Raw genomic sequence first — 19,214 nt, forward strand, 5'->3', positions numbered from 1 at the left:
GAGCGCGTCATCCCAGCGACCCATCAGCGCCCCGCAATCCATTCCCGGACCGCACCCCCAGCGTCCTCACAGCCACCACACCACCCGTTACCGCAGGTCACACGCGGCACAGGTCGGCCACCACACCTCCCTTCTCCCGCGCTCGACACCCCGCAACGGCCCCGCCGGACTCCAACCACCGCACACCATCGCAGCCCACACCGAGGTCAGGCTTATGCATGTGATTTTTCGCATAGTGGGTGTGGGGCGTGGGCTGGCACGCCGCAGACAATCCCCGGCAATACCCCTCAGGCGCGCACAAGCAGCGCGTGGGCGACGGCGTACTCCCCGTCGTGGCTGAGACTCACCTGCAGCCGGCACCCCGGGCAGGACGCGGCAAAACGCTCCGCGACGCAGCCTGCGAGCCGCACGATCAGCCGCCCCCAAGGGTCGTGTTCCACGGAGATCTCCGCGTAGCGCAGCTCCTCAACTCCGAGCACCGGCGGCTGGCCCACCAGTGCCTGCTCCCAGGCTTTCACCACGGCCTCCTTGGCCGCGTAGCGTCCGGCGACGAACTCCGCCCGGCGCGCGGGTGTGCGCTGGTGCATCAGCCGGCGTTCGACGGGGCTGAGCACTTCAAGAAACGCGGTGCCCGGGTGGGCGAGTTGTTCCGCCACCCCGGGGATGTGCACGAGGTCCACCCCCAGCGCCGGCACGCACACCCCCGGCCCCGCCGCATCCCCCTGGCTGGGCGCGGGAATGCGGGGGTATGGCGTGAGCTCGGGGTGCGTCATGGGCGGGTTCGTCCTTGTCTGTGGTGGGGCGAGGTGGTGGTGATCATTGTGCGCACGTCATCCACCCGGCACACCGGGCGGACGCGCGCGCGGTACCCCAGACATACCCCCGCCGACGCGCCCGAGGGAGAACTCGGAGGCGTCGGCGGGATTGTGAGAGGGGCACGCGGCTCCTGCGGGGGTTTACGCGTCGAGGCCTGCGATCTCGGCGCCGGTGCGAAGCACCCCGTCGACGAGGCGGGCGTCCGGGTCCAGCAGCACCGCGGCCTCCCGCTCCTTCGCGGCCGCACCCGTCGCACCCAGGTTGCGGTCCACGGGGCGGGTGTACAGCGGCGCGCCGCCGTGCATGCCCCGCAGGATCCGCAGCCGGCCACTGGCGCGGCGGTCCCGGTCGGCGGCCCGCCAGGCATCGGCGGCGTCTGCCCCACGCTGCTGCGCCACGGCGGTGGCGAAGACCTCCGGGTGGACGAGCGCAATGAGGGCGCTGACGTGGCCGAAGCCGAGGGAGGTCACCAGGCCGGCCTTGAGGGGGCCGGGCCGCAGCGCCGCGCGCAGCCACACGAGGTGGGGGTGCTGCGCGAGGACCGGGTCGACGCAGTCGAGGCTGCGGTTCGGGGGGATGAGCCCCTCGGCGAGTACCTGCGCCAGGCCCGCCAGCTGGAAGGCGGCCGCCCCGCCCTTGGCGTGGCCGGTGAGCGTCTTCTGGCTAATGACGTACAAAGGGTTGCCGTCCGCGCGGCCCAGGTGGGCGGCGAGGCGCTCGTGCAGGTCGGACTCGTTGGGGTCGTTCGCCGCGGTGGAGGTGTCGTGCTTGGAGATCACCGCAATGTCGTCCGGGGTGACATCGAGGTCCGCCAGCGCCCGCGCCAGGCGGCTGTGGCTGCCGCCCTGGGCGGCACCCAGGGCCCCCAGCCCGGGGGCGGGGATGGAGGTGTGGGCGCCGTCGGCGAAGGATTCGGCGAAGCCCACCACCGCGGCCACGGGCAGCCCCAGGTCGGCGGCGACGCTGCCGCGCGCGAGCAACAAGGTGCCGCCGCCGGCGGATTCCACGAAGCCGGCGCGGCGCCGGTCGTTCGCCCGGGAGAAGAAGCGATCGGCGATGCCCTTCATCCGCAAGCCTTGGGAGTCGGCGGTGGCGGCCATGTCGCCGAAGCCGGTAATGCCCTCAATGCTTAAGTCGTCAAGGCCGCCGGCGACCACGAAGTCGGCCTTGCCGAGGCGGATTTTATCCATCGCCTCCTCCACCGACACGGCGGCGGTGGCGCAGGCAGCCACGGGGTGGATCATCTGCCCGTAGCCGCCCACGTAGGACTGCATGACGTGCGCGGCGACAACGTTCGGCAGGGCTTCCTGCAGGATGTCGTTGGCGCGCGGCTCCGCGAGCAGCCCATCGAGGTAGAGGCTACGCATGGACTCCATGCCGCCCATGCCGGTGCCCTGCGTGGAGCTCACCCGGGTGGGGTGCAGGTGCCGCAGCACCTCCGCGGGGGTGAACCCGCTCGACAGGAAGGCGTCCACGGTGGCGACCACGTTCCAGCAGGCCACCCGGTCGAGGTTGTCAACCATGTCGGCGGGAATGCCCCACACGGCCGGGTCGAAGCCCTCCGGCACCTGGCCGCCCACGAAGCGGCTCATTGCCATCCGGCGCGGCACCCGCACCGGGGTACCGGCCCGGCGCACGACCTGCCACTCCCCGGTGTCCGCGTCACGGTGCACCTCGGTGTGCTCCGGGTGGGAGCGCAGGAAACTGCGGGCGGCCTCCTCGTCGGCCACGCTGAACTGCACATCGTGGTCGAGGTAGATGGTCGTGAGCTCGGGGGCGAGGTTGTCGACCATGCCGAAATCGTCGTGGTACTGCCGCACCCCCACCCGGCCCAGCACCTCATCGGCGAAGGTGTCGTAGATGTCGGCTTCGTCGATGGGGTCGCCGTCGGCGGTGTACCAGCCGGGGGTGGGGTCCTGCTCAAAGCGGATAAGCCCCATCGACCAGGCGAGCTCCACCACACCGGCGGCACTCAGGCGGCCGGTGGTTTCCGCCTCCCAGCGGGTGCGGGAGGAGCCCCACGGGCCCAGCTCCGCTGCACCGACGAGGACCACCATGTCCTCCAGGCGGGTGGCCACCGCACCCACCTGCGGGGCGGGTGCTGCGGCCAGCTCGGGCAGGTTCGGCAACGCCGCCAGCTGGCGGGAGGCCTCCTCCTCCGCAGCACCTGCGGCCGTGGCTTCTGCCTCCGCGCGGGCCGTGCGGGCCAGCTCCGCGAGGTTGAGCTCCGCAGTGCCCAGGCCGCCGGTGTAATCACACACCACCGGCGCGCTCGCGGCCGCCGCCCGCGCCTCGGCGCTGATCTGCTGGAGCAGCAACTCCGCCATCTCCTCGGTGGCAAAAGTCCGCACCCCGGCGGCCTCCACCGCGTCGACGAGAGGATCGTTGCCGCCCATGAGCCCCGTGCCCCGCACCCACCCAATGTGGGCGTGCACGAGGGACGCCCGGTCACGCCAGCCCGGCTCCGCATGCCAGCGGTTGACGAGCGCATCGAGCGCCGCCTTCGACTCCCCATAGGCACCATCCCCGCCGAAGCGGCCCCGGTTGGGGCTACCCGGCAGCACCACGTGCAGCCGGTGCCCCACATGGGTATCCGCGCCCAGCGCGGAGCAGCCCGCAATGAGCTTCTCCACCGCCCACAGCAGCAGGCGCATCTCGTTTTCCGCGCGGGGACCGACCTCCGCGAGGCTGCCCTGGACGCGGGGCGCGGCGAAGGGGAACAGCAGCGTCGGCACCAGCCGCGGCTTCGTCACCTGGGGCGCCCCATTGACGGTGGCGGTCTGCTCCGCACCAATCCACTCGATCACCGCATCGAGATCACTGAAGCTCGACAGGTTCGCCGGCACCACCCACAGGGCGGCCGCCCCACGGGCGTGGGTGCGGTAGAGCTCCTTGTAGAACTCCAGGCGCTCATGGCTCAGGCTGCTCGTCGTCGCCACGACGGTCGCCCCGCCGGCCAGCAGCCCGCCGGTCACCGCGGCAGCAATGCTGTGCGGGGACGCCCCCGTCACCACGGCGACATCGTCCGCATACGGCAGCGGGGTATTCTCACGGGCCTGCGCGGCCAGGCCCCGCAGTACCTCCGCACGCTGCGCATCGGAGGCTGCGCTGCGGCGCGCCAACCACTCGGCCAGCTCCGCCACAGCACGACCGGTACCAGTGACATCGAGTGCTGCGAGCTCAGCGCCGGTCAGTTCACCTGCCGCCACCCGGGCCACGTCCTCCCGGGCAGACGCCCAACGGTCATCCAACAGCACCGCCTTGTCCGCGCTAAAGGACTGGGACACCAGCCGCGGCCACTCCGGGCCCAGCTCCGCGGCCACCAGATCAAACAGGGCCCGGTCGGCATCCTCATCAGGCAGACCTTCCGTCTTCGGCCGGTGATCCAACCCCAGCTGCGCCAGGATCGTCCGGGCCGTCGCCGCCAACACACCAGCCTTACCGGTGACCTGCTCCGCGAACGCGCCCAAGGCGGCCGAATCCACCACCCCGCCGGCAGCACCAGCGGCCGCGGGCAACGCCACACTGATCCCCCGGGCCGCCGCCACGTGCTGCACCGCCGCATCGACGAGCTGCTCCAGCTCCGCCGCCGAGGACGGGGACGCCGGGCTCAAAAACGCCAACTCCCCGCCCCGCAGGGAGGCACCCTCCCGGGCGCCCAACACCACCGCGGCCGTGACATGATCCGCCCAGCCCTCGCCCAGGCCCCACACCTCACGCACCCGTGCGGCCACATCACCCGGCCGGGCACCGGCAGGGCCAGTCAGACGCCGCAGCGCATCCGCCACCGCGTCCCCCAGCACCGGGCCGAAGGCCTGGTAGCCCTTCGCCACACCCGACACCTTCGCCTGCAGGTCCGCCAGCTCCGCATCGGCGGCCCCATCAATCGCCCCCACGCCGAACTCGACGCCCAAGTCCAGCAGCAGCTGGTTGCGGCGGGAACTCACCCCCTCCACGAGGGTTTCAATGGAATCCGTCGCCCCCATCTGATCCGGGCGGACCTTCGTCCACAAAGCAATGAGCATCGCCGTCGCATCCGCCGGCCCAAACACCAGGTCAGCGGGCCGCTCCGCCGCGGGCGCCGCGGGAGCGGCAGCAGCCGCCGCCTCCGCGCCCGGGGCCGCACCCTGGGCAGCGTCCGGGGCAGTGCTCTGCGCCATGCCCGGCGCGCCGGGCACCTCGGCGGCGTCGGCTTCGGTGGCGGTGTCCTCGCCGCTGGGGCGGGGGATGTCGTCGGTGGCGAACACCTTCGCGGCATCGCGTTCGACGTTGAGGACCTCCACCCGGTCCGCGTGGCGGGCATAGGCCGGCAGGCGCAGCGTCTGCCCCATCATGTTCGCGATCGTCGGGGCGGAGCCCACGCCCACCTCCACGAAGCGGTCGAGGCCGAGGGCCTCGAGCGCGAGGTGCTGGGTTTCGATCCAGCGCACCGGGGAGGCGAACTGCCACGCGAGCAGCTCAACGAGGAGTGCGCGGCCCAGCTTCGTCGGGTGCTGCGCCCACGTGTCGAAGTGGGCATTAATGTCGCTGAGCGTCTCGGAGGTGCCGATGCGCTCCGGGTCGACGACGTCGAGCATGGCGTCGACGAAGCTGCGGCTCAGCTCGAAGGGGCGGGCCACCAGGTTGGGGATGTAGCGCCCCTGCAACGGTGCGAGGTCGACCTCCGCGGGCAGGAGGCGGTCCAAGTGGGCGCGGAAGTCGTCCACCCCGCCGCGCAGGCGGGTGGAGTGGAAGGGCACGTCGATGCCCGGGATCATGATGAGTGCCCGCTGCCCCGGCGCAGCGGCCTCCGCGGCGGCGGCAAGTGCCTTGAGGCCTGCGACGGTGCCGGCGACGGCGTACTGCAGGCCCGCCAGGTTGTAGTTGACGATCTCGAGGAATTCGCCGGACTCGGCGGCCATGCGGGCGACGAAGCCGGCGACGTCGTCCGCACCCAGGCCCATCTTGTGCGGCCGCAGCGCCGCCAGGCCGTAGTTGGAGCGCCCCTCGTCGTCGCGGTCGACGAGGCGGTGCATCGTCAGCCCCCGCCGGTAGACGATCTCCACGACGGATTCGAGGCTGAGCACCCCGGCGTAGGCCGCCAGGGCGTTGTACTCGCCCACACTGTGCCCGGCGAAGAAGGCCTCCGTGTCGAGCACGTGCGCCTCCGCCATCTCGGCGACCTGGGCGACGCCCAGGCAGGCCATGGCGACCTGGGTGAACTGCGTCAAAAACAGCACGCCCTGGGGGTGGAAGAACCGCTCCCCGGCGACCACCACCTCCTGGGGGTTGTTTTCCACGATCTCGAGGATGGAGAAGCCCAAGTGGGCGCGGGTGTGGGCGTCGGCGCGATCCCAGATGTCGCGGGCGGCGCGGCTGCGGGCGCGGGCCGCCATGCCCATGCCCTGGGATTGGATGCCCTGGCCGGGGAAGGCGTAGAAGGTGCGCGGCGCGCGCACCACCGCCGTGGCCTGCAGCACCGGCTGCCCCGCCACGGTGGCAACCACCTGCCGCACTTCCCCGCGGCCGGGCCGGCTGTCGATGCCGGCGCGCTCCACGAGGAACTCGATCTCCTGCCCGGGCAGCACCGGTGCCAGCATCGTCGCCGTGTACTCCACCACCTCCGCCGCGGGCGTGTGGATCTCGCCCTCGCGGTACTCGGCGGCGGCCACCAGCTGGCCCACTGCTGAGGTCCACATGCCGTGCACGATGACTCCCGGCAGGCCCGCCAGCGCGGCGGCAACGGGGGCGACGTGGATCGGGTTGCGGTCCCCACTGACCACGGCGAAAGGCCGCAGGTCCTGCGGGGCGCGCACGCGCGCCTGGGCGCGGAAACTGCGCGGGGTGTCCACCACGGACGGCAGGATGGAGGTGTTGGTGCGGGCGGTCTGGGTGCCGGTGCGGCCCCGGATCGCGAAGCGCTCCGTCAAGCGCGCCACGAGGCTGTCGTCGTCTGCGCGGCGCAGGCTGGCGCGCACCACCACGACGCGCCCCATGTCGGTGTCGGTGATCTCGTCGACGCGGGCGCGGGTCACCAGCCCGACCCCGGCCAGCGCGCCGAAGTCGATGCTCTCCTCGGACGCGAGGGTGAGGTGGTGCTCGAGGTGCACGAGGCTGAGCATGCCCTCCACTACCTGCAGGGAGTCGGCCGCGCCACCCCGGCGGGCGCTCGCATCGGCCGGCACGGTGGCGTGCGCCACGGCGGAGAAGATCGCCGGCCACGCCAGCCCCACGAGCACGTCGCCGGCCGGTGCCACGGCGCGCGTGGACTGCGGCAGGAACCCTTCGGTCACGGCCCGGTAGTCGGCCAGGCGGGCCGCATCGAGGGTCGCATCCCAGCGGGCCACGCCCTCGGCATCCGGGGTGGGCAGGGTGCCGCCGGCGGCGATGCGGGTGAGTTCCGCCATCGCGGCCGCCGCGTCCTCGGCGGTGACCCGCGGGCAGGCCCCGCCCTTGGTGTTGGTCTCCAGGGTGAGCCGCATCCGCAGCACCCCGACGCTGCTGCCCCCAGCAGCCCCCGCGAGCAGCGGCACCTCCAGCTCGGCGTGCTCGGCGTCGAGGCGGCGCAGCCGCGCCCCGCTCGCGGGGTGGGTGGCCCCCACCACGGGGGCAGAGCTATCGGCGCCGGCGGCTGCGTCCAGCTCCCACTCGGCGGGCGCGCCCACCAGGTGCACGGGGTTGGCGGCCCCGCGGCCCGCCCACTCGATGCAGGGCGCGGCGAGCACCGCGGCCACGACGTCGTGGGCGGCGGCGGGAACCTCCGGGCTCGTCGCATCCAGGCCCTCTGCGGCGAGGATCGCATCGGCGGCCGCCGCGCAGAAGCGGCCCAGCAGCTCGGCGACGGGCTCGTCGGCGCGCTCAATGCCGGCCACCGCGCTCGTGCCGGGGATGACGCACACCGCGTCCGCGGCGAAACGCGGGTCGTGGGCCTGCCACAGGGAATCCGAGCGCCACCAGCGGCGCACATCCGCATCGATGACGGGCACGAAACCGACCGGCTTGCCGGGGGTGCGGCACAGCCCCCGGAAGAACACCACGTCCGCCGGGTGCAGGGTGGTGCTCGTCGCCTGCGGGTAGGCCTCCTCCAGGGCGTGCAGCAGTGCCGTCACCTGCGCGGCCGTGGCCGCGGGATCGAGTGCTGCCTCCCGCAGGTCTTCCGGCAGGCGGGAGGTGATCGCCCCGTGGTCGGCCTCGCTGAGGCGGGCCTCCGCCCGGTCGAGCATCTCGCCCAGGCGGCGCGCCCAGGACACATCCACCCAGCCGGGGTAGTCCTCCTGCGGGCCGGCAAGTTCCACATAGCGGGCCAGCCACTGCCCGTAGGTCATGTCCTCCACGTCGCCGAAGTAGGGCTTCGCCGTCTTCGCGAGGGCGGCGATGATCTCCTCCCGGCGGGCGGCGACCGCGTCCGCGTCGCCGGCGACCTCGTCGAGGAGGCGGCCGCAGCGGGCCGCACTGTTATCAATCTCGTGGATATCGGCCCCCAGCTGGCTGCGCCCGGAGGCCATGCCGCCGCGGGCCGCGCCCGCCGGCACCCAGCCGTCCACCCCAGTGGTCTCCACGAGGAGCTGCTTGACCGCCGGCGAGGTCTTCGCCTCCTTCGTCGCCATCGCCACCGTCCCCAGCAGCACCCCATCGACCGGCATCGCCGGCAGCCCGTGGGCCTCGGCCCACGTTCCCATGAGGTAGCTGGCGGCCCGCTCCGGGGTGCCGATGCCACCGCCGACGCACAGCACCGTGTTCGGCACCTCGCGAATCTGCCCGTAGGTGGCGATGAGCAGCTCGTCGAGGTCCTCCCAGGAGTGGTGGCCGCCGGCGTGGCCGCCCTCCACCTGGATGATGATCGGCACCTCGGGTACCGCGCGCGCAATGTCGAGCACCTGCTCAATCTGGCGCACCGCGCCCGGCTTGAACACCACCCACGGCAGGCCCGCCGCCCGCAGCTCGTGCACGAGGGCGACAGCCTCCTCACGCTCCGGGATACCGGCGGTGACCACCACGCCGTCGATGGGGGCGCCGGCGGCGCGGGCGCGCGGCACGAGCTTCGTGCCGCCGATCTGCATCTTCCACAAGTAGGGGTCCAAGAACATGGAGTTGAACTGCACCGCCACCCCCGGGTCGAGGAGCTCCTCCAGGCGGGCCAGGGTGCGGGCGAAGTGCTCCGGGGTGACCTGCCCGCCGCCGGCGAGCTCCGCCCAGTGGCCCGCGTTCGCGGCGGCGGCGACGATCTCCGGGTCGGCGGTCGTCGGCGTCATGCCGGGCAGCAGCATCGGGGAACGCCCCGTGAGCTCAGTAAAGCGGGTCACCACCCTGAGGGTGCCGTCGGCGGCGCGCTCCACGCGGGGCGCGAACGCGGTGTAGGGCACCGGGCGGGCCGGCGCGTGCCCCGCATCGAATAGGGCCTGCTGGCCGGCGGCACCCGCCACCGCCAGGGTGCCCACCCCGCGGCCGGCAAGAATGTCGGCGGTGAGGAACTCCACCCCGTCCGCCGGCCCGCAATCAAGAACCCACTGAGCCCCCGACGCGAGCACCGCCTCAGTAGTGGCCACCCAGTCGACGGGATCCACGATGACCGTCTGCGCCAGCTGCCGCGCGCGGGCAGCGTCCATACCGCAGGCCTCCGCCCAGGCGGCGACCTGCTCCACCGCGGGCTGGAACGCCGGGTGGTGGAACCCCACCTGCACCTCCAGGGGGGTAAACGTCGGGGCAAAAGGCGCCCCGCCCTTGCGCTTCGCCTGCACCTCGGCGGCATCCCGGGCGGCCTCCGCCTCGAGGACCTGCTGCACGCGTGCCACCTCCTCCGGGCGGCCCACGACGACGAAGGCGTCACGGGCATTACGCAAACCGATGGCGGGGCGACCGGGACCATCGGCCACAGCGTCAATGGCGCGCTGCAGGCGTTCCTCGTCGACGCCCGCCACGAGCAGCATCGGCAGCAACTCGCCCTGCTGCACCATGCCGCACACCCGCGCCTGGCGGGCCACCGCCGCGCCCATGAGCTGCGCGAGAGCCAACAGCGATGCTGCCTGCTCCGGGGCGCGCAGCAGCTCCACGGCCAGCACGCCCTGCGAGTGGCCGACGGCCGTCCGTGCGGACTCCACCGGCAGGCCCTGGGCCTGCAGTGACTCCAGCACCGCCACCTGGGCGGCCAGAATTCCCGGCACGCTCACCGCGGCATGCACCGGATCGCAGGCCACCACCGTGGCCGCGGCACCAGGAGTCTCCGCCACGCCGGCGGCGGCCACCTCCTCTGCCCAGGCACACGGATCGAAACCGTGGGGGCGCAGCCCCGCAATCTCGTCCGCCACCGGCGCGAGCAGCTCCGCCGCCTGCTGCAGCAACGCCGGCAGCTGCGTGCCCGCGCCCGCGGCGCGCGCACGGGCGAGAGTGCCCAGCCAGTCGAAGCCCTGGCCGGCGAAGCACAGGGCGAAGGAGGAGCGGCCGGAGGTGAACTCGTCCACCAGGCGCGCCCCGCCCAGCGGAGCCTGCCGCACCGCTTGAGCCGGCACAGCGGCAGCGGACACAGACGACGCGGCGGTGGAAGCAGCAGAGCTGGAAGTGGGTGTAGTCACGTGAGAACCCTTCATGGACTAGGAATCAAAGAATCGTGCGCCCCCGCCCACACACGACACGTGGGGCGGGGTTGGGCAGTGGCCCAAAACTTTTGCCCAATCACCATGCCACAAAAACTTGAGGAAACCGTCATATTTTGACGCGCGACACCCACACAACCACCACACAACTCCCCACAGTGCGAAAGAAACCACAGGTCACGGCGGGAACAGCACCCATCCTGAGAGTTTCCTGACAGAACGAATTCACCACCCCCATACCGCCCCCACGCCACCCACGGCCCCGCGCACACAGATAGGCAAGCTCGCACGCGAGCGCACTCCGACACCGCCCCGTCACGTACGCCACGGACGCAAGACGCGCCCCGACACCCACCAAGGCGCACTACCCGCCACACCCCGCATAAACAGCGCAGACAGACCCCCACCGGGACCCACTGCAGCGCACCACAGAACACGGCATTCGAAAATCTGTGTGTCATTTCTGGCGGGCGTTTCCGCCCCGCGTCCTACACTCACCCTCCGTGCAGGAAAAGAGCGCACCCCCTGGACGAGGGCGCTATCCGCACCCCTGCTCACCCGCGACAACGACAAGGACCACAACCATGAACGCCACTGGCGCGCTCAAGCTCTCCATCCCCGCATGGCTGAGCCTCATCCCCCTCACCTACTCCATGTTCCAGGACGACAACACGATGACTGCCCTGTGCTACGTCGCAACCTTCGGATGCCTGACGCACATGTTCGCCACCGTCATCGCGGCCAATCGCCGGGACACCTAGTCACAACCACCGCGAGCCCCCGGGACGCGCACACTGACCCTTTGAGGAGCAACCAACGCAAGCACAGAAAACCCCCGGATAGGCTAATTATCCGGGGGTTCTCCCCCTAACCTACACCGAACAGGACCGAGATGTACTACCTCAACAAGATCATGATCCCCTTCTGGATCACCCTGATCGCGACCATCATCGCCCACAACCACGCCCCGACGCCCGTGTTCGTCGTGATGCTCATCTGCTGCATCGCGAGCTACGTCTTCTTCGTCTACAAGGGACGCAAGTTCGCTCGGGGGCAGAAGTGAGCATCGACCCCATCCTCACCGACCGCAGCACCGGCCGCGAGCTGTGGACCTCCAACCAGTGCGCCACCTATTGCGGGATTACCGCAAGCGGCTGGGTCAGCGGATCCCACCGCGGGGTCTACCCCAGCGCGGTCGGCAAGCACGGCCGCAACTCCGTGTGGTTCGCCGACGAGGTCATCGCATGGCGTGAAGCCCACCCAGGGCATTCCTCGTAAGCAGCGACGCCTGTGCACTACGTATGGGCCCCACCATCAAAGAGGCAAACCCCGAAGACTTCAACATAACCCCACTTCAAGGAGAATCAGCGTGATCATCAGCTACCCCCGGTTCGCCCTATACTCACTGCCAATGTCAGTCACAAGCTTCCCCTTCGTCTTCGCCGTTGGCAACGGTGATACGCTGCTTGCCACCTCCACCTTTATTGCGTGGATCTCGTGCTTCGTATTCTTCTTCCTCGCCATCTTCGCCGATGTTCGAGCCGCAAAGAAAGGCATCTAACCATGGACGACCTCAACGCCCGCATCATCCACGAGGACACCGGCCGCGAAATCTGGACAGCACAACAGTGCGCCGAGCACTGCGGTATCGCCCGCTCGTCCTGGTCCTCCGGATCCACTCAAGGCAAGTACCCCGCCCCGGCGGGTAACTTCCTCCGGGGGCGGGTGTGGTTCGCCGACGAGGTCATCGCGTGGCGCGAGGAGCACCCCGGCCGCGGCTAGCCTCGCTGCCCAACGCGAGTTCCTTGGAGCATCGCGAGAAATGTGTCCCGCACACTCTTGCGAAGCACCATACATAGAAAATTCCCCCCAATGAACCAGTAAAGCACTATCAATTCGGGGGGATTTTTCGTGCGCCCGGGGAGACTTGAACTCCCACGTCCTAGGACACTAGAACCTAAATCTAGCGCGTCTGCCAATTCCGCCACGGGCGCATGCTCGACTCATGTTAGCCCGTGCTGCTGCCACTCCCAATTTCACGCCAACCCCCGCCGCACTGTGCAGGGCACCGTGGGCGGAACTCTCCGCCCCTCCCGGGGTGGCCGCGCGCGACCCCGCCGGCCCCATCCCGGGCGGCATCGGAGTAGACTTTCCCCCTGTGACAGACCACGACACCAGCTCCCGTCCCCGCCGCACCAGGATGAAGCCTGCACACATTGTGCTGCTCATCGTGGTGTTCCTGGGTTGTTTGGCGTTGAGCTGGTGGCAGTGGACGCGCTTCCAGTCCGGCAACGGTTCCTTCCAGAACTTAGGCTACGCCCTGCAGTGGCCGGTCTACGGTGTCATCGCAATCTTCATGTACCGCCGCACGATGGCCTACGAGGACGAGCTCGCCGACGGCGACGCCGAACCCGTGAAATCGGAATCGGCGGGCACGATCGATGCCATCGACGACAATTTCCTCCCGCAGCGCACCCAGCTGACCGTGGAAGAGTTCAACGCGATGAACCAGCAGACGCGCCGCCGGCGGCGCGCACACGACGAGGACCACCTCGCCGCCGAGACGGACGCGTAGCCCGCCGCAGTTCTTCGTCTTTTTTTCGTCCCCCTTTGTTTTCCCCGCCCCGTTTGGAGCCACCATGACTACCCCTGCCCCGATCACTCCCGCCCGCAAGAAGCGGGTGGCTGACGCCCTCAAGCTGTTTCGGATCGCCGCCTGGGTGACGGGTGTGTGGCTGCTCGTGCTCACGGCCCGCATGGTCATGCAGTACATCTTCCACATGGAACTCCCCCAGTGGGCGTTCTACATCGGCCAGGTGCACGGCCTGTTCTACATGCTCTACCTGCTGGCGACCGTCAACCTCGGGACGAAGGCCCGCTGGCAGCCGGCGAAGTGGATTATCACCGCCCTGGCGGGCACCATCCCCTTCCTGTCCTTCTGGGCGGAGCACATCCGCACGCAGGAAGTACGCGCAGCATTCAACCTGGACACGTAACACCCCACCAGGCACCCATCACGCAGGGCCGGTCCGAGGGAGATCCCCGGACCGGCCCTGTACCGTTACCCTGCTGTCGTCGGCGCTAACTCTGCAGGTTAGGGTCCATCGACTGCGCTGCGCGGCGTACCCGCAGCGCAGCGAGCAATCCGAGCAGCAGAAACACGACAGCGCTGAGCAGCGCGTAGCGGGTGGACACCGCAAACCCTTGTGCCAGGGCATCAGCCACCGGCGCATTCGCAGGGTTTGCGGACCGGAATGCGGGCAACATCGAACCGGCCGAATCGTGCATCACCGAGGCTAGGTGCGTCGCCTCGGGGGCGGGGATGTGGGTGGCGGCCAGCTGGGTGGGAAGTGTGTGTGCCAGCGACGCCGAGAGCACCGCGCCGGCGACGGCTGCCCCCACGGCGGCGCCTACTTGACGGGTGGTGGACTGGGTTGCCGACCCCTGGCCAGAATCCGCCGGAGGGACATCCCGCAGCACCAGCGACGTCAGCTGGGCGGAGGCCAATCCCAAGCCCAAGCCGTAGATGATGAGCAACCCGCCAACCAGCCACGGCGAGACCGTCGCCGAGACGACAACGGCAACGAGGCTCATGCCGACGACCTCGAGAGCGAGTCCAACGACCACAGTCCAGGGGGCACCGATTGCTGCCGCGACGTGGCGGGCGGCAGCACCAGAGCCGAAGGCACCCAGCGCCATCGCTGCCAGCACAAAGCCTGCGTGCATCTCAGTCAAGCCGAGCACGTTCACCAAGAACAGCGGCAGCATGAACACGACACAGAATTCACCGACTGCCACAGCGAACGCTGCGACATTCCCCCACGTGAATGTTGGCACGTGGAACAGCTGCACGTTCAGGATGGCATCGCGCCCATTACCGGCCCGGTGGCGCTCCCACACGATGAACAGTGCGAGGAACACAATTCCGAGGACGAGCGCGACGAACGCCGCCGACACTGGAGCCTGCGTCGACCACACCTGGGCACCAATCTGCAGATCGCTAATCGGTCGGAACCATCCCAGGGTGGGGCCTTCGATGATGCCGAACACCACGCCACCGAAGCCGAGCGCCGAGGTGAGGAAACCATCGACATCCATCCCCCGGCGCTGACTATCGCCCCGGGTCTGCGGAACCCACAGCACCGTGCCCACGGCCACGGCGAACGCGATCGGCACATTCACCCAGAAGATCCATTCCCAGGACCAGGTGGACGTCAACCAGCCGCCGAGCAACGGTCCGAGCGCCGCGGCACCTGACATCACCGCACCCCACACACCAAACGCTGCGGCGCGGGCAGGCCCCTGGAACATGGCGTTGACACTGGACAGTGTTGAAGGCAGCATGACGGCACCGCCCACACCTTGCACGAGACGAGCCAGGATCAGCGCGCTCACGCTGCCAGACAGCGCCGCCATCACAGACCCCACTGCGAAGAGCACGACCCCCGTCATGAACGTAGTGCGGCGACCAATCCTGTCTGCCAACCGTCCCGTGGAGAGCAGCAACGCGGCGAACACCACCGAGTACAGCGAGTTCACCCACTGGGCATCAGTGATGCTCAGGTGAAGCTTTTCGATAATGTCTGGCAATGCGACACCGACGATGGTTCCATCGATGACGATCATGGCCAGCCCGAGTGCGAGAACCCACAGAGCTTTCCACCGCTGCGCATACACGGTATCCACTGGTGCGCTCGTGGGCACTCCGTCCGCAGACTTCGCCGCAGGACCAGAAGGGGAGATTCTTTTCATACCTTCTATCTAAGCAGTGAGCAGCTCCCCAAACAGGCGCACTGATGTCCTGCGATCAACGAACGTGACTCGCACGCTGGACCAATGACGGTGGAACAGCCAGGCGGAGGAGTACAGTCCATGTGTTCTGCGTAGCCCAAGACCCTCCATAAGATGGGTGCACGGCGCAGGGTTCGGTGCACTCCCCTCTGGCATGGATGCACACTGATGCATCGGTCTGGGGCGGAATGCTCGTGCAGCAACACGCGCTGCACGAGCTCGCGCGCAGCGCTACTCGCCGTTCGGCACAGTCGCTTCCTCAGGGAGTGCTGTCACTCCTTCGGCGACGACAGCTGCCTCTGCGGCAGCGGCTTGCTCACTCACCGCAGGATCCCCATCGGCGCCTTCCTCCCCGGCGGCTTCCTCCGGGGTCACCACCACGATGGGGGAATCGTCCTCAGAGGTCACCGCAGTGCCGTCCTCGGCGTACTTGGTGGCCAGCTCAGCGATGACCGGCACCAAGGCTTTCAGCGCCTTGCCGCGGTGCGACAGGGCATCCTTTTCCGCCGGGGTGAGCTCCGCGGAGGTGCGGGGCCGCTCGTCGAGATCCTCGACGCGTTCGTCTTCCTCCGCCGGGATGAACAACGGGTCGTACCCGAAGCCCTCGTCGCCGACGGGGGTGCGCACGAGACGCCCCTCCCAGGTGCCCTTCTCCAAAAACTCGTCGCCTTCCGGGGTGACGACCGCGCACACGGACACGAAGCGGGCAGTGCGCCGCCCGTGGGGCACGTGCTCCAACTGCTTGAGCAACAGCTCATTGTTGGCCTCGTCGTCGCCGTGGGTGCCGGACCACCGGGCGGACAGCACCCCCGGCATGCCGCCCAGCTCATCGACGGACAGGCCCGAGTCGTCCGCGAGGGTCACCAGGTGGGTTTCCTTCGCGCCGGCGCGCGCCTTAATGAGCGCATTGTCGGCGAAGGTGCGCCCGTCTTCGACGGGCTCCGGGTAGCCGAGCAAATCCTCGCTGGAGACCAGCTCCACCCCCTCAATGCCCGCCTCCTGCAGGACGCGGTGCAGTTCCTTGAGCTTCTTCGGATTGTGCGTTGCAACATGCAACAACATGGTGGGATTCCCCTTGGGTCACGAACGTGAAAAACAAACTGGGACAACCACGCCCCGCCCGCACCAGGCACAGGCTTATACCGTGCGCGCCGGCGGGCAGGTGGCGCGGGAGAAAAACTTACTCCGCGAGGGCGGCCTGCTGCGCGGCGAACAATTCGGTGCAGCCACGCTCCGCGGCGTCGAGAAGTTCGGTCATCTGGGCGCGGGTGAACGTCCCGGCCTCCCCAGTGCCCTGGACTTCCACGAAGGCCCCATCGGCGGTCATGACGACGTTCATGTCGACTTCCGCGCGGGAATCCTCCTCGTAGGGCAGGTCGAGGCACACGTGGCCGTCGATGAGGCCGACGCTCACGGCGGCCACCGGTTGCTTCAGCGGGTTGCCGGTGAGCACCCCGCGGCGCTTGAGCTCCGCAACAGCATCCGCCAACGCCACATAGGCGCCGGTGATGGCGGCGGTGCGGGTCCCACCGTCGGCCTGCAGCACATCGCAGTCAATCGCGATGGTGTTCTCCCCCAGCTGCCCGAGATCGATCGCGGCCCGCAGGCTGCGGCCCACCAGGCGAGAAATCTCGTGGGTGCGGCCCTTCACCTTGCCCTTCATCGACTCGCGCGGCATGCGCTCGTGGGTGGCGGCCGGCAGCATGGAGTACTCGGCCGTCAGCCAGCCCTCCCCGGACCCCAGCTTGAAGCGCGGGATGCGTTCCTCCACGCTGGCGGTGCACATCACGCGGGTGTTGCCGAACTCCACCAGCACACTGCCAGCCGGGTTCGTGGTGAAGCCGCGGGTGATGCGCACGGGGCGCATCTCGACGGCGGCGCGCCCATCAGCGCGGACAAAAGAAGCGTCAGTCATAACTCTCCATCGTAAACCCCCCACCGCCCCACAGCCGCCCCCACCCGCTGAGACCCCTGCCACCGGGGGCTGGCCCCTTGGGGCAGGCCACACCCGGGGACCACGCCCGGCGCCTACCCCCAGGACGAGAGCCGGGCCCAGACCAGCGGGAGCCGCGCCGCCACAGCATCCCGATGCCGCTGGGGCGGCGCGCGTGGCTAGGGTGTCGGCGACCCCGCGAGGTCGAAGACGTCGCCGGCGCGGCCGATGACGATCTCCCCGTCGAAGGTTTCCCGCGCCCCCCGCAGCGCCTCCTCCGGGTCGGTCCACGGCGGAATGTGCACGAGCACCAGCTTGCGGCAGCCCGCCTCTTGAGCGATGGCGCCGGCCTCCGCGCCGGAGAGGTGCATGTTCTCCGGCTTGCCCTCGCTGGAGTACCCCCAGGTTGCCTCGCAGAGGAACACGTCCGCCCCGCGGGCGGCCTCCACGAGTCGGGGGGTCGGCGCGGTATCGCCCGAGTAGGCCACCACGTGGCCCGACTTCGGGTCCCGCACCCGCAGCGCAAAAGTCTCAATGGGGTGCACCACCCGAAACGGGGTGACCTCCAGGCGGTCGACGAAGGTTTCCTGCCCATCCACCCAGGGGGCGAACGCGAAAGTGTCCGACATGTCATCGACCTCGTCCGGCTCGTCAGCCGACAGCCTTCCCAAGTGGGTGAAGGTGGCCTGGGGGCCGAAGCACAGGTTCCGCCCGTCGGAGGGGCGCTGCGGGTGGTAGCGGCGCCACACGAGCAGGGAGGGGAAGTCGAGGCAGTGATCCGGGTGCAGGTGGGAGAACAACACGTGCACATCGCTCGGGTCGGCGTGGTGCATGAGGTGCGCGAACGTGCCCGGCCCCAGGTCGAGCACCACATCGCTCATGCCGTCGGCGGTGACGACGTACCCGGACGCGGGATTGGAGCGGCGCGGAACGCTGCCTGAACACCCAAGGATCCGTACTTTCATGCGGCTATCGTGCCATGTAGGAAAGCGTCTGCGCTAGCTGACACCGACCCGTATGGCACACCCGACCGCAGCGCGACCACCGTGGGCCACACCACGCCCCCACACCCCCGCAGCCCAAGCCCACGCGGGCCGCCCGCGCGCATCACAGCGCCGCGCCGCGGTTTAGGGGCTGACCTGGCTGACGCTGGTGATGTGGGGGCCTAAGAACCGGGAGGCGAGGCGGGCGAAAACCTCCGGGTCGCCGGTGGACTCGAAGACGCGGGTGGGCGCGGCCGTGGCGGTCTCCGGGTCGACGAGCATGTCCGTCGTCGACAGGATCCGCACCACATCCTTCGCGGTTTCCTCCGCCGAGGACACCAGGGTGACGTGATCCCCCATCGCCAACTGAATCACCCCGCTGAGCAGCGGGTAGTGGGTGCACCCCAACACCAGGGTGTCCACGCCGGCGGCCTGGAGGGGGGCGACGTAGCTTTCCGCCACCCCCAGGATCTGCCGCCCGGAGGTAATGCCCCGCTCCACGAAATCGACGAAGCGGGGGCAGGGCTCGGCGAAGCACTCCACCCCCGGCACCGCATCAAAAAGCTCCTGGTAGGCCCCGGAGTTCACGGTCCCGACCGTGCCAATCACGCCCACCTTGCCGTTGCGGGTCGTCGCCGCCGCGCGGCGCACCGCCGGCAAAATCACCCCGATGACCGGCACGTCGTAGCGCTCCCGGGCATCCCGCAGAAACGCCGCGGTGGCGGTATTGCAGGCGATGACGATCATCTTGCAGCCGCGCCGCACCAACTCGTCGGCAACGTTCTGCGAGTGCTCGCGCACCTGGGAGATCGTCAGCGGCCCATAGGGGCCGTGGGCGGTGTCCCCAATGTAGAGAATCGACTCGTGCGGCAACTGGTCCACCAGGGTGCGCGCCACGGTGAGCCCACCCACGCCCGAGTCGAACACCCCGATGGGGGCCTCCCGACCGGGGGACGCAGCCTGTGCGTGCGTCTCCGGCGTATTACCGCCTGTTGAGCTCCCCATGAACACCATCTCCTACCCACCTTGGTGGCACCCACCCCACGCGCCGCCGCGCGAGGGGATGCGCCGAAAAAAACGTCTCACATCACGCGCACCGCGCGCGGGCCGGAGGCGGCCTCA

At 69.6% G+C, this 19,214-nt stretch carries 13 protein-coding genes, 1 tRNA gene and 1 pseudogene; 7 read left to right on the forward strand and 8 right to left on the reverse strand.

Annotated features, from left to right (window positions below; genetic code table 11):
* Positions 1 to 287: 287 nt before the first annotated feature.
* Both C1Y63_RS09325 and C1Y63_RS09330 read right to left on the reverse strand, forming a co-directional pair.
* Complete coding sequence (locus C1Y63_RS09325; protein ID WP_106016184.1) at positions 288 to 773, reverse strand: holo-ACP synthase; 486 nt, start codon at positions 771 to 773, stop codon at positions 288 to 290.
* Positions 774 to 956: 183 nt separating this feature from the next.
* A complete protein-coding gene (locus C1Y63_RS09330) occupies positions 957 to 10,301 on the reverse strand; it encodes a fatty acid synthase subunit beta domain-containing protein (RefSeq protein ID WP_369831040.1) in 9,345 nt (3,114 codons plus the stop codon).
* A 668-nt stretch (positions 10,302 to 10,969) separates the two neighbouring features.
* Between C1Y63_RS09330 and C1Y63_RS12705 the strand changes: the two genes are divergently transcribed.
* The 5 genes from C1Y63_RS12705 to C1Y63_RS09345 all read left to right on the forward strand — a co-directional run bounded on the left by C1Y63_RS12705 (position 10,970) and on the right by C1Y63_RS09345 (position 12,167).
* Entirely contained in the window at positions 10,970 to 11,146 is a 177-nt protein-coding gene (locus C1Y63_RS12705) for a hypothetical protein (RefSeq protein WP_158256138.1), read from the forward strand.
* Positions 11,147 to 11,277: 131 nt separating this feature from the next.
* Positions 11,278 to 11,448 carry a hypothetical protein gene (locus C1Y63_RS12710; RefSeq protein WP_158256139.1) on the forward strand — a complete coding sequence of 57 codons (171 nt, stop codon included), beginning with the start codon at positions 11,278 to 11,280 and terminating at the stop codon, positions 11,446 to 11,448.
* The gene (locus tag C1Y63_RS09335; protein WP_106016186.1) at positions 11,445 to 11,663 is read left to right on the forward strand and encodes a hypothetical protein; all 219 of its coding nucleotides are present in this window, start codon (positions 11,445 to 11,447) and stop codon (positions 11,661 to 11,663) included. The genes C1Y63_RS12710 and C1Y63_RS09335 overlap by 4 nt, the downstream gene beginning before the upstream one ends.
* 133 nt (positions 11,664 to 11,796) lie before the next feature.
* Positions 11,797 to 11,946 carry a hypothetical protein gene (locus tag C1Y63_RS12715; protein ID WP_158256140.1) on the forward strand — a complete coding sequence of 50 codons (150 nt, stop codon included), beginning with the start codon at positions 11,797 to 11,799 and terminating at the stop codon, positions 11,944 to 11,946.
* Between the two features lie 2 nt (positions 11,947 to 11,948).
* Positions 11,949 to 12,167, forward strand: coding sequence for a hypothetical protein (locus tag C1Y63_RS09345; protein WP_106016188.1), 219 nt, complete (start codon positions 11,949 to 11,951; stop codon positions 12,165 to 12,167).
* 130 nt (positions 12,168 to 12,297) lie between these two features.
* On the opposite strand, the gene C1Y63_RS09350 is transcribed toward C1Y63_RS09345, so the two are convergent.
* Positions 12,298 to 12,379: transfer RNA gene (locus C1Y63_RS09350), tRNA-Leu, on the reverse strand.
* 206 nt (positions 12,380 to 12,585) lie between these two features.
* Between C1Y63_RS09350 and C1Y63_RS09355 the strand changes: the two genes are divergently transcribed.
* Together C1Y63_RS09355 and C1Y63_RS09360 are read left to right on the forward strand one after the other, a co-directional pair.
* Complete coding sequence (locus C1Y63_RS09355) at positions 12,586 to 12,960, forward strand: hypothetical protein (RefSeq protein ID WP_233195671.1); 375 nt, start codon at positions 12,586 to 12,588, stop codon at positions 12,958 to 12,960.
* A gap of 64 nt (positions 12,961 to 13,024) precedes the next feature.
* The gene (locus tag C1Y63_RS09360; protein ID WP_106016189.1) at positions 13,025 to 13,381 is read left to right on the forward strand and encodes a DUF3817 domain-containing protein; all 357 of its coding nucleotides are present in this window, start codon (positions 13,025 to 13,027) and stop codon (positions 13,379 to 13,381) included.
* An 85-nt stretch (positions 13,382 to 13,466) separates the two neighbouring features.
* On the opposite strand, the gene C1Y63_RS09365 is transcribed toward C1Y63_RS09360, so the two are convergent.
* The 5 genes and pseudogenes from C1Y63_RS09365 to murI all read right to left on the reverse strand — a co-directional run bounded on the left by C1Y63_RS09365 (position 13,467) and on the right by murI (position 19,097).
* On the reverse strand, positions 13,467 to 15,137 hold the full coding sequence (locus C1Y63_RS09365) for an MFS transporter (RefSeq protein ID WP_106016190.1): 1,671 nt from the start codon (positions 15,135 to 15,137) through the stop codon (positions 13,467 to 13,469).
* Positions 15,138 to 15,611: 474 nt separating this feature from the next.
* A pseudogene (gene rdgB / locus C1Y63_RS09370) lies at positions 15,612 to 16,238 on the reverse strand (RdgB/HAM1 family non-canonical purine NTP pyrophosphatase); the annotation flags it as partial.
* A gap of 118 nt (positions 16,239 to 16,356) precedes the next feature.
* Entirely contained in the window at positions 16,357 to 17,091 is a 735-nt protein-coding gene (gene rph / locus C1Y63_RS09375; RefSeq protein ID WP_106016192.1) for a ribonuclease PH, read from the reverse strand.
* Positions 17,092 to 17,288: 197 nt separating this feature from the next.
* On the reverse strand, positions 17,289 to 18,074 hold the full coding sequence (locus tag C1Y63_RS09380; RefSeq protein WP_106016193.1) for an MBL fold metallo-hydrolase: 786 nt from the start codon (positions 18,072 to 18,074) through the stop codon (positions 17,289 to 17,291).
* A 162-nt stretch (positions 18,075 to 18,236) separates the two neighbouring features.
* The gene (gene murI / locus C1Y63_RS09385) at positions 18,237 to 19,097 is read right to left on the reverse strand and encodes a glutamate racemase (protein ID WP_106016211.1); all 861 of its coding nucleotides are present in this window, start codon (positions 19,095 to 19,097) and stop codon (positions 18,237 to 18,239) included.
* Positions 19,098 to 19,214 lie beyond the last annotated feature (117 nt).

Source organism: Corynebacterium sp. 13CS0277 (assembly GCF_002994655.1).
GTDB lineage: Bacteria > Actinomycetota > Actinomycetes > Mycobacteriales > Mycobacteriaceae > Corynebacterium.

Coding starts and splice junctions, on each gene's coding strand:
- C1Y63_RS09325 (WP_106016184.1), bottom strand. CDS start 773: ATGACGCACCCCGAGCTCACGCCATACCCCCGCATTCCCGCGCCCAGC.
- C1Y63_RS12705 (WP_158256138.1), top strand. CDS start 10,970: ATGAACGCCACTGGCGCGCTCAAGCTCTCCATCCCCGCATGGCTGAGC.
- C1Y63_RS12710 (WP_158256139.1), top strand. CDS start 11,278: ATGTACTACCTCAACAAGATCATGATCCCCTTCTGGATCACCCTGATC.
- C1Y63_RS12715 (WP_158256140.1), top strand. CDS start 11,797: ATGTCAGTCACAAGCTTCCCCTTCGTCTTCGCCGTTGGCAACGGTGAT.
- C1Y63_RS09345 (WP_106016188.1), top strand. CDS start 11,949: ATGGACGACCTCAACGCCCGCATCATCCACGAGGACACCGGCCGCGAA.
- C1Y63_RS09355 (WP_233195671.1), top strand. CDS start 12,586: ATGAAGCCTGCACACATTGTGCTGCTCATCGTGGTGTTCCTGGGTTGT.
- C1Y63_RS09360 (WP_106016189.1), top strand. CDS start 13,025: ATGACTACCCCTGCCCCGATCACTCCCGCCCGCAAGAAGCGGGTGGCT.
- C1Y63_RS09365 (WP_106016190.1), bottom strand. CDS start 15,137: ATGAAAAGAATCTCCCCTTCTGGTCCTGCGGCGAAGTCTGCGGACGGA.
- rph (WP_106016192.1), bottom strand. CDS start 17,091: ATGACTGACGCTTCTTTTGTCCGCGCTGATGGGCGCGCCGCCGTCGAG.
- C1Y63_RS09380 (WP_106016193.1), bottom strand. CDS start 18,074: ATGAAAGTACGGATCCTTGGGTGTTCAGGCAGCGTTCCGCGCCGCTCC.
- murI (WP_106016211.1), bottom strand. CDS start 19,097: ATGGGGAGCTCAACAGGCGGTAATACGCCGGAGACGCACGCACAGGCT.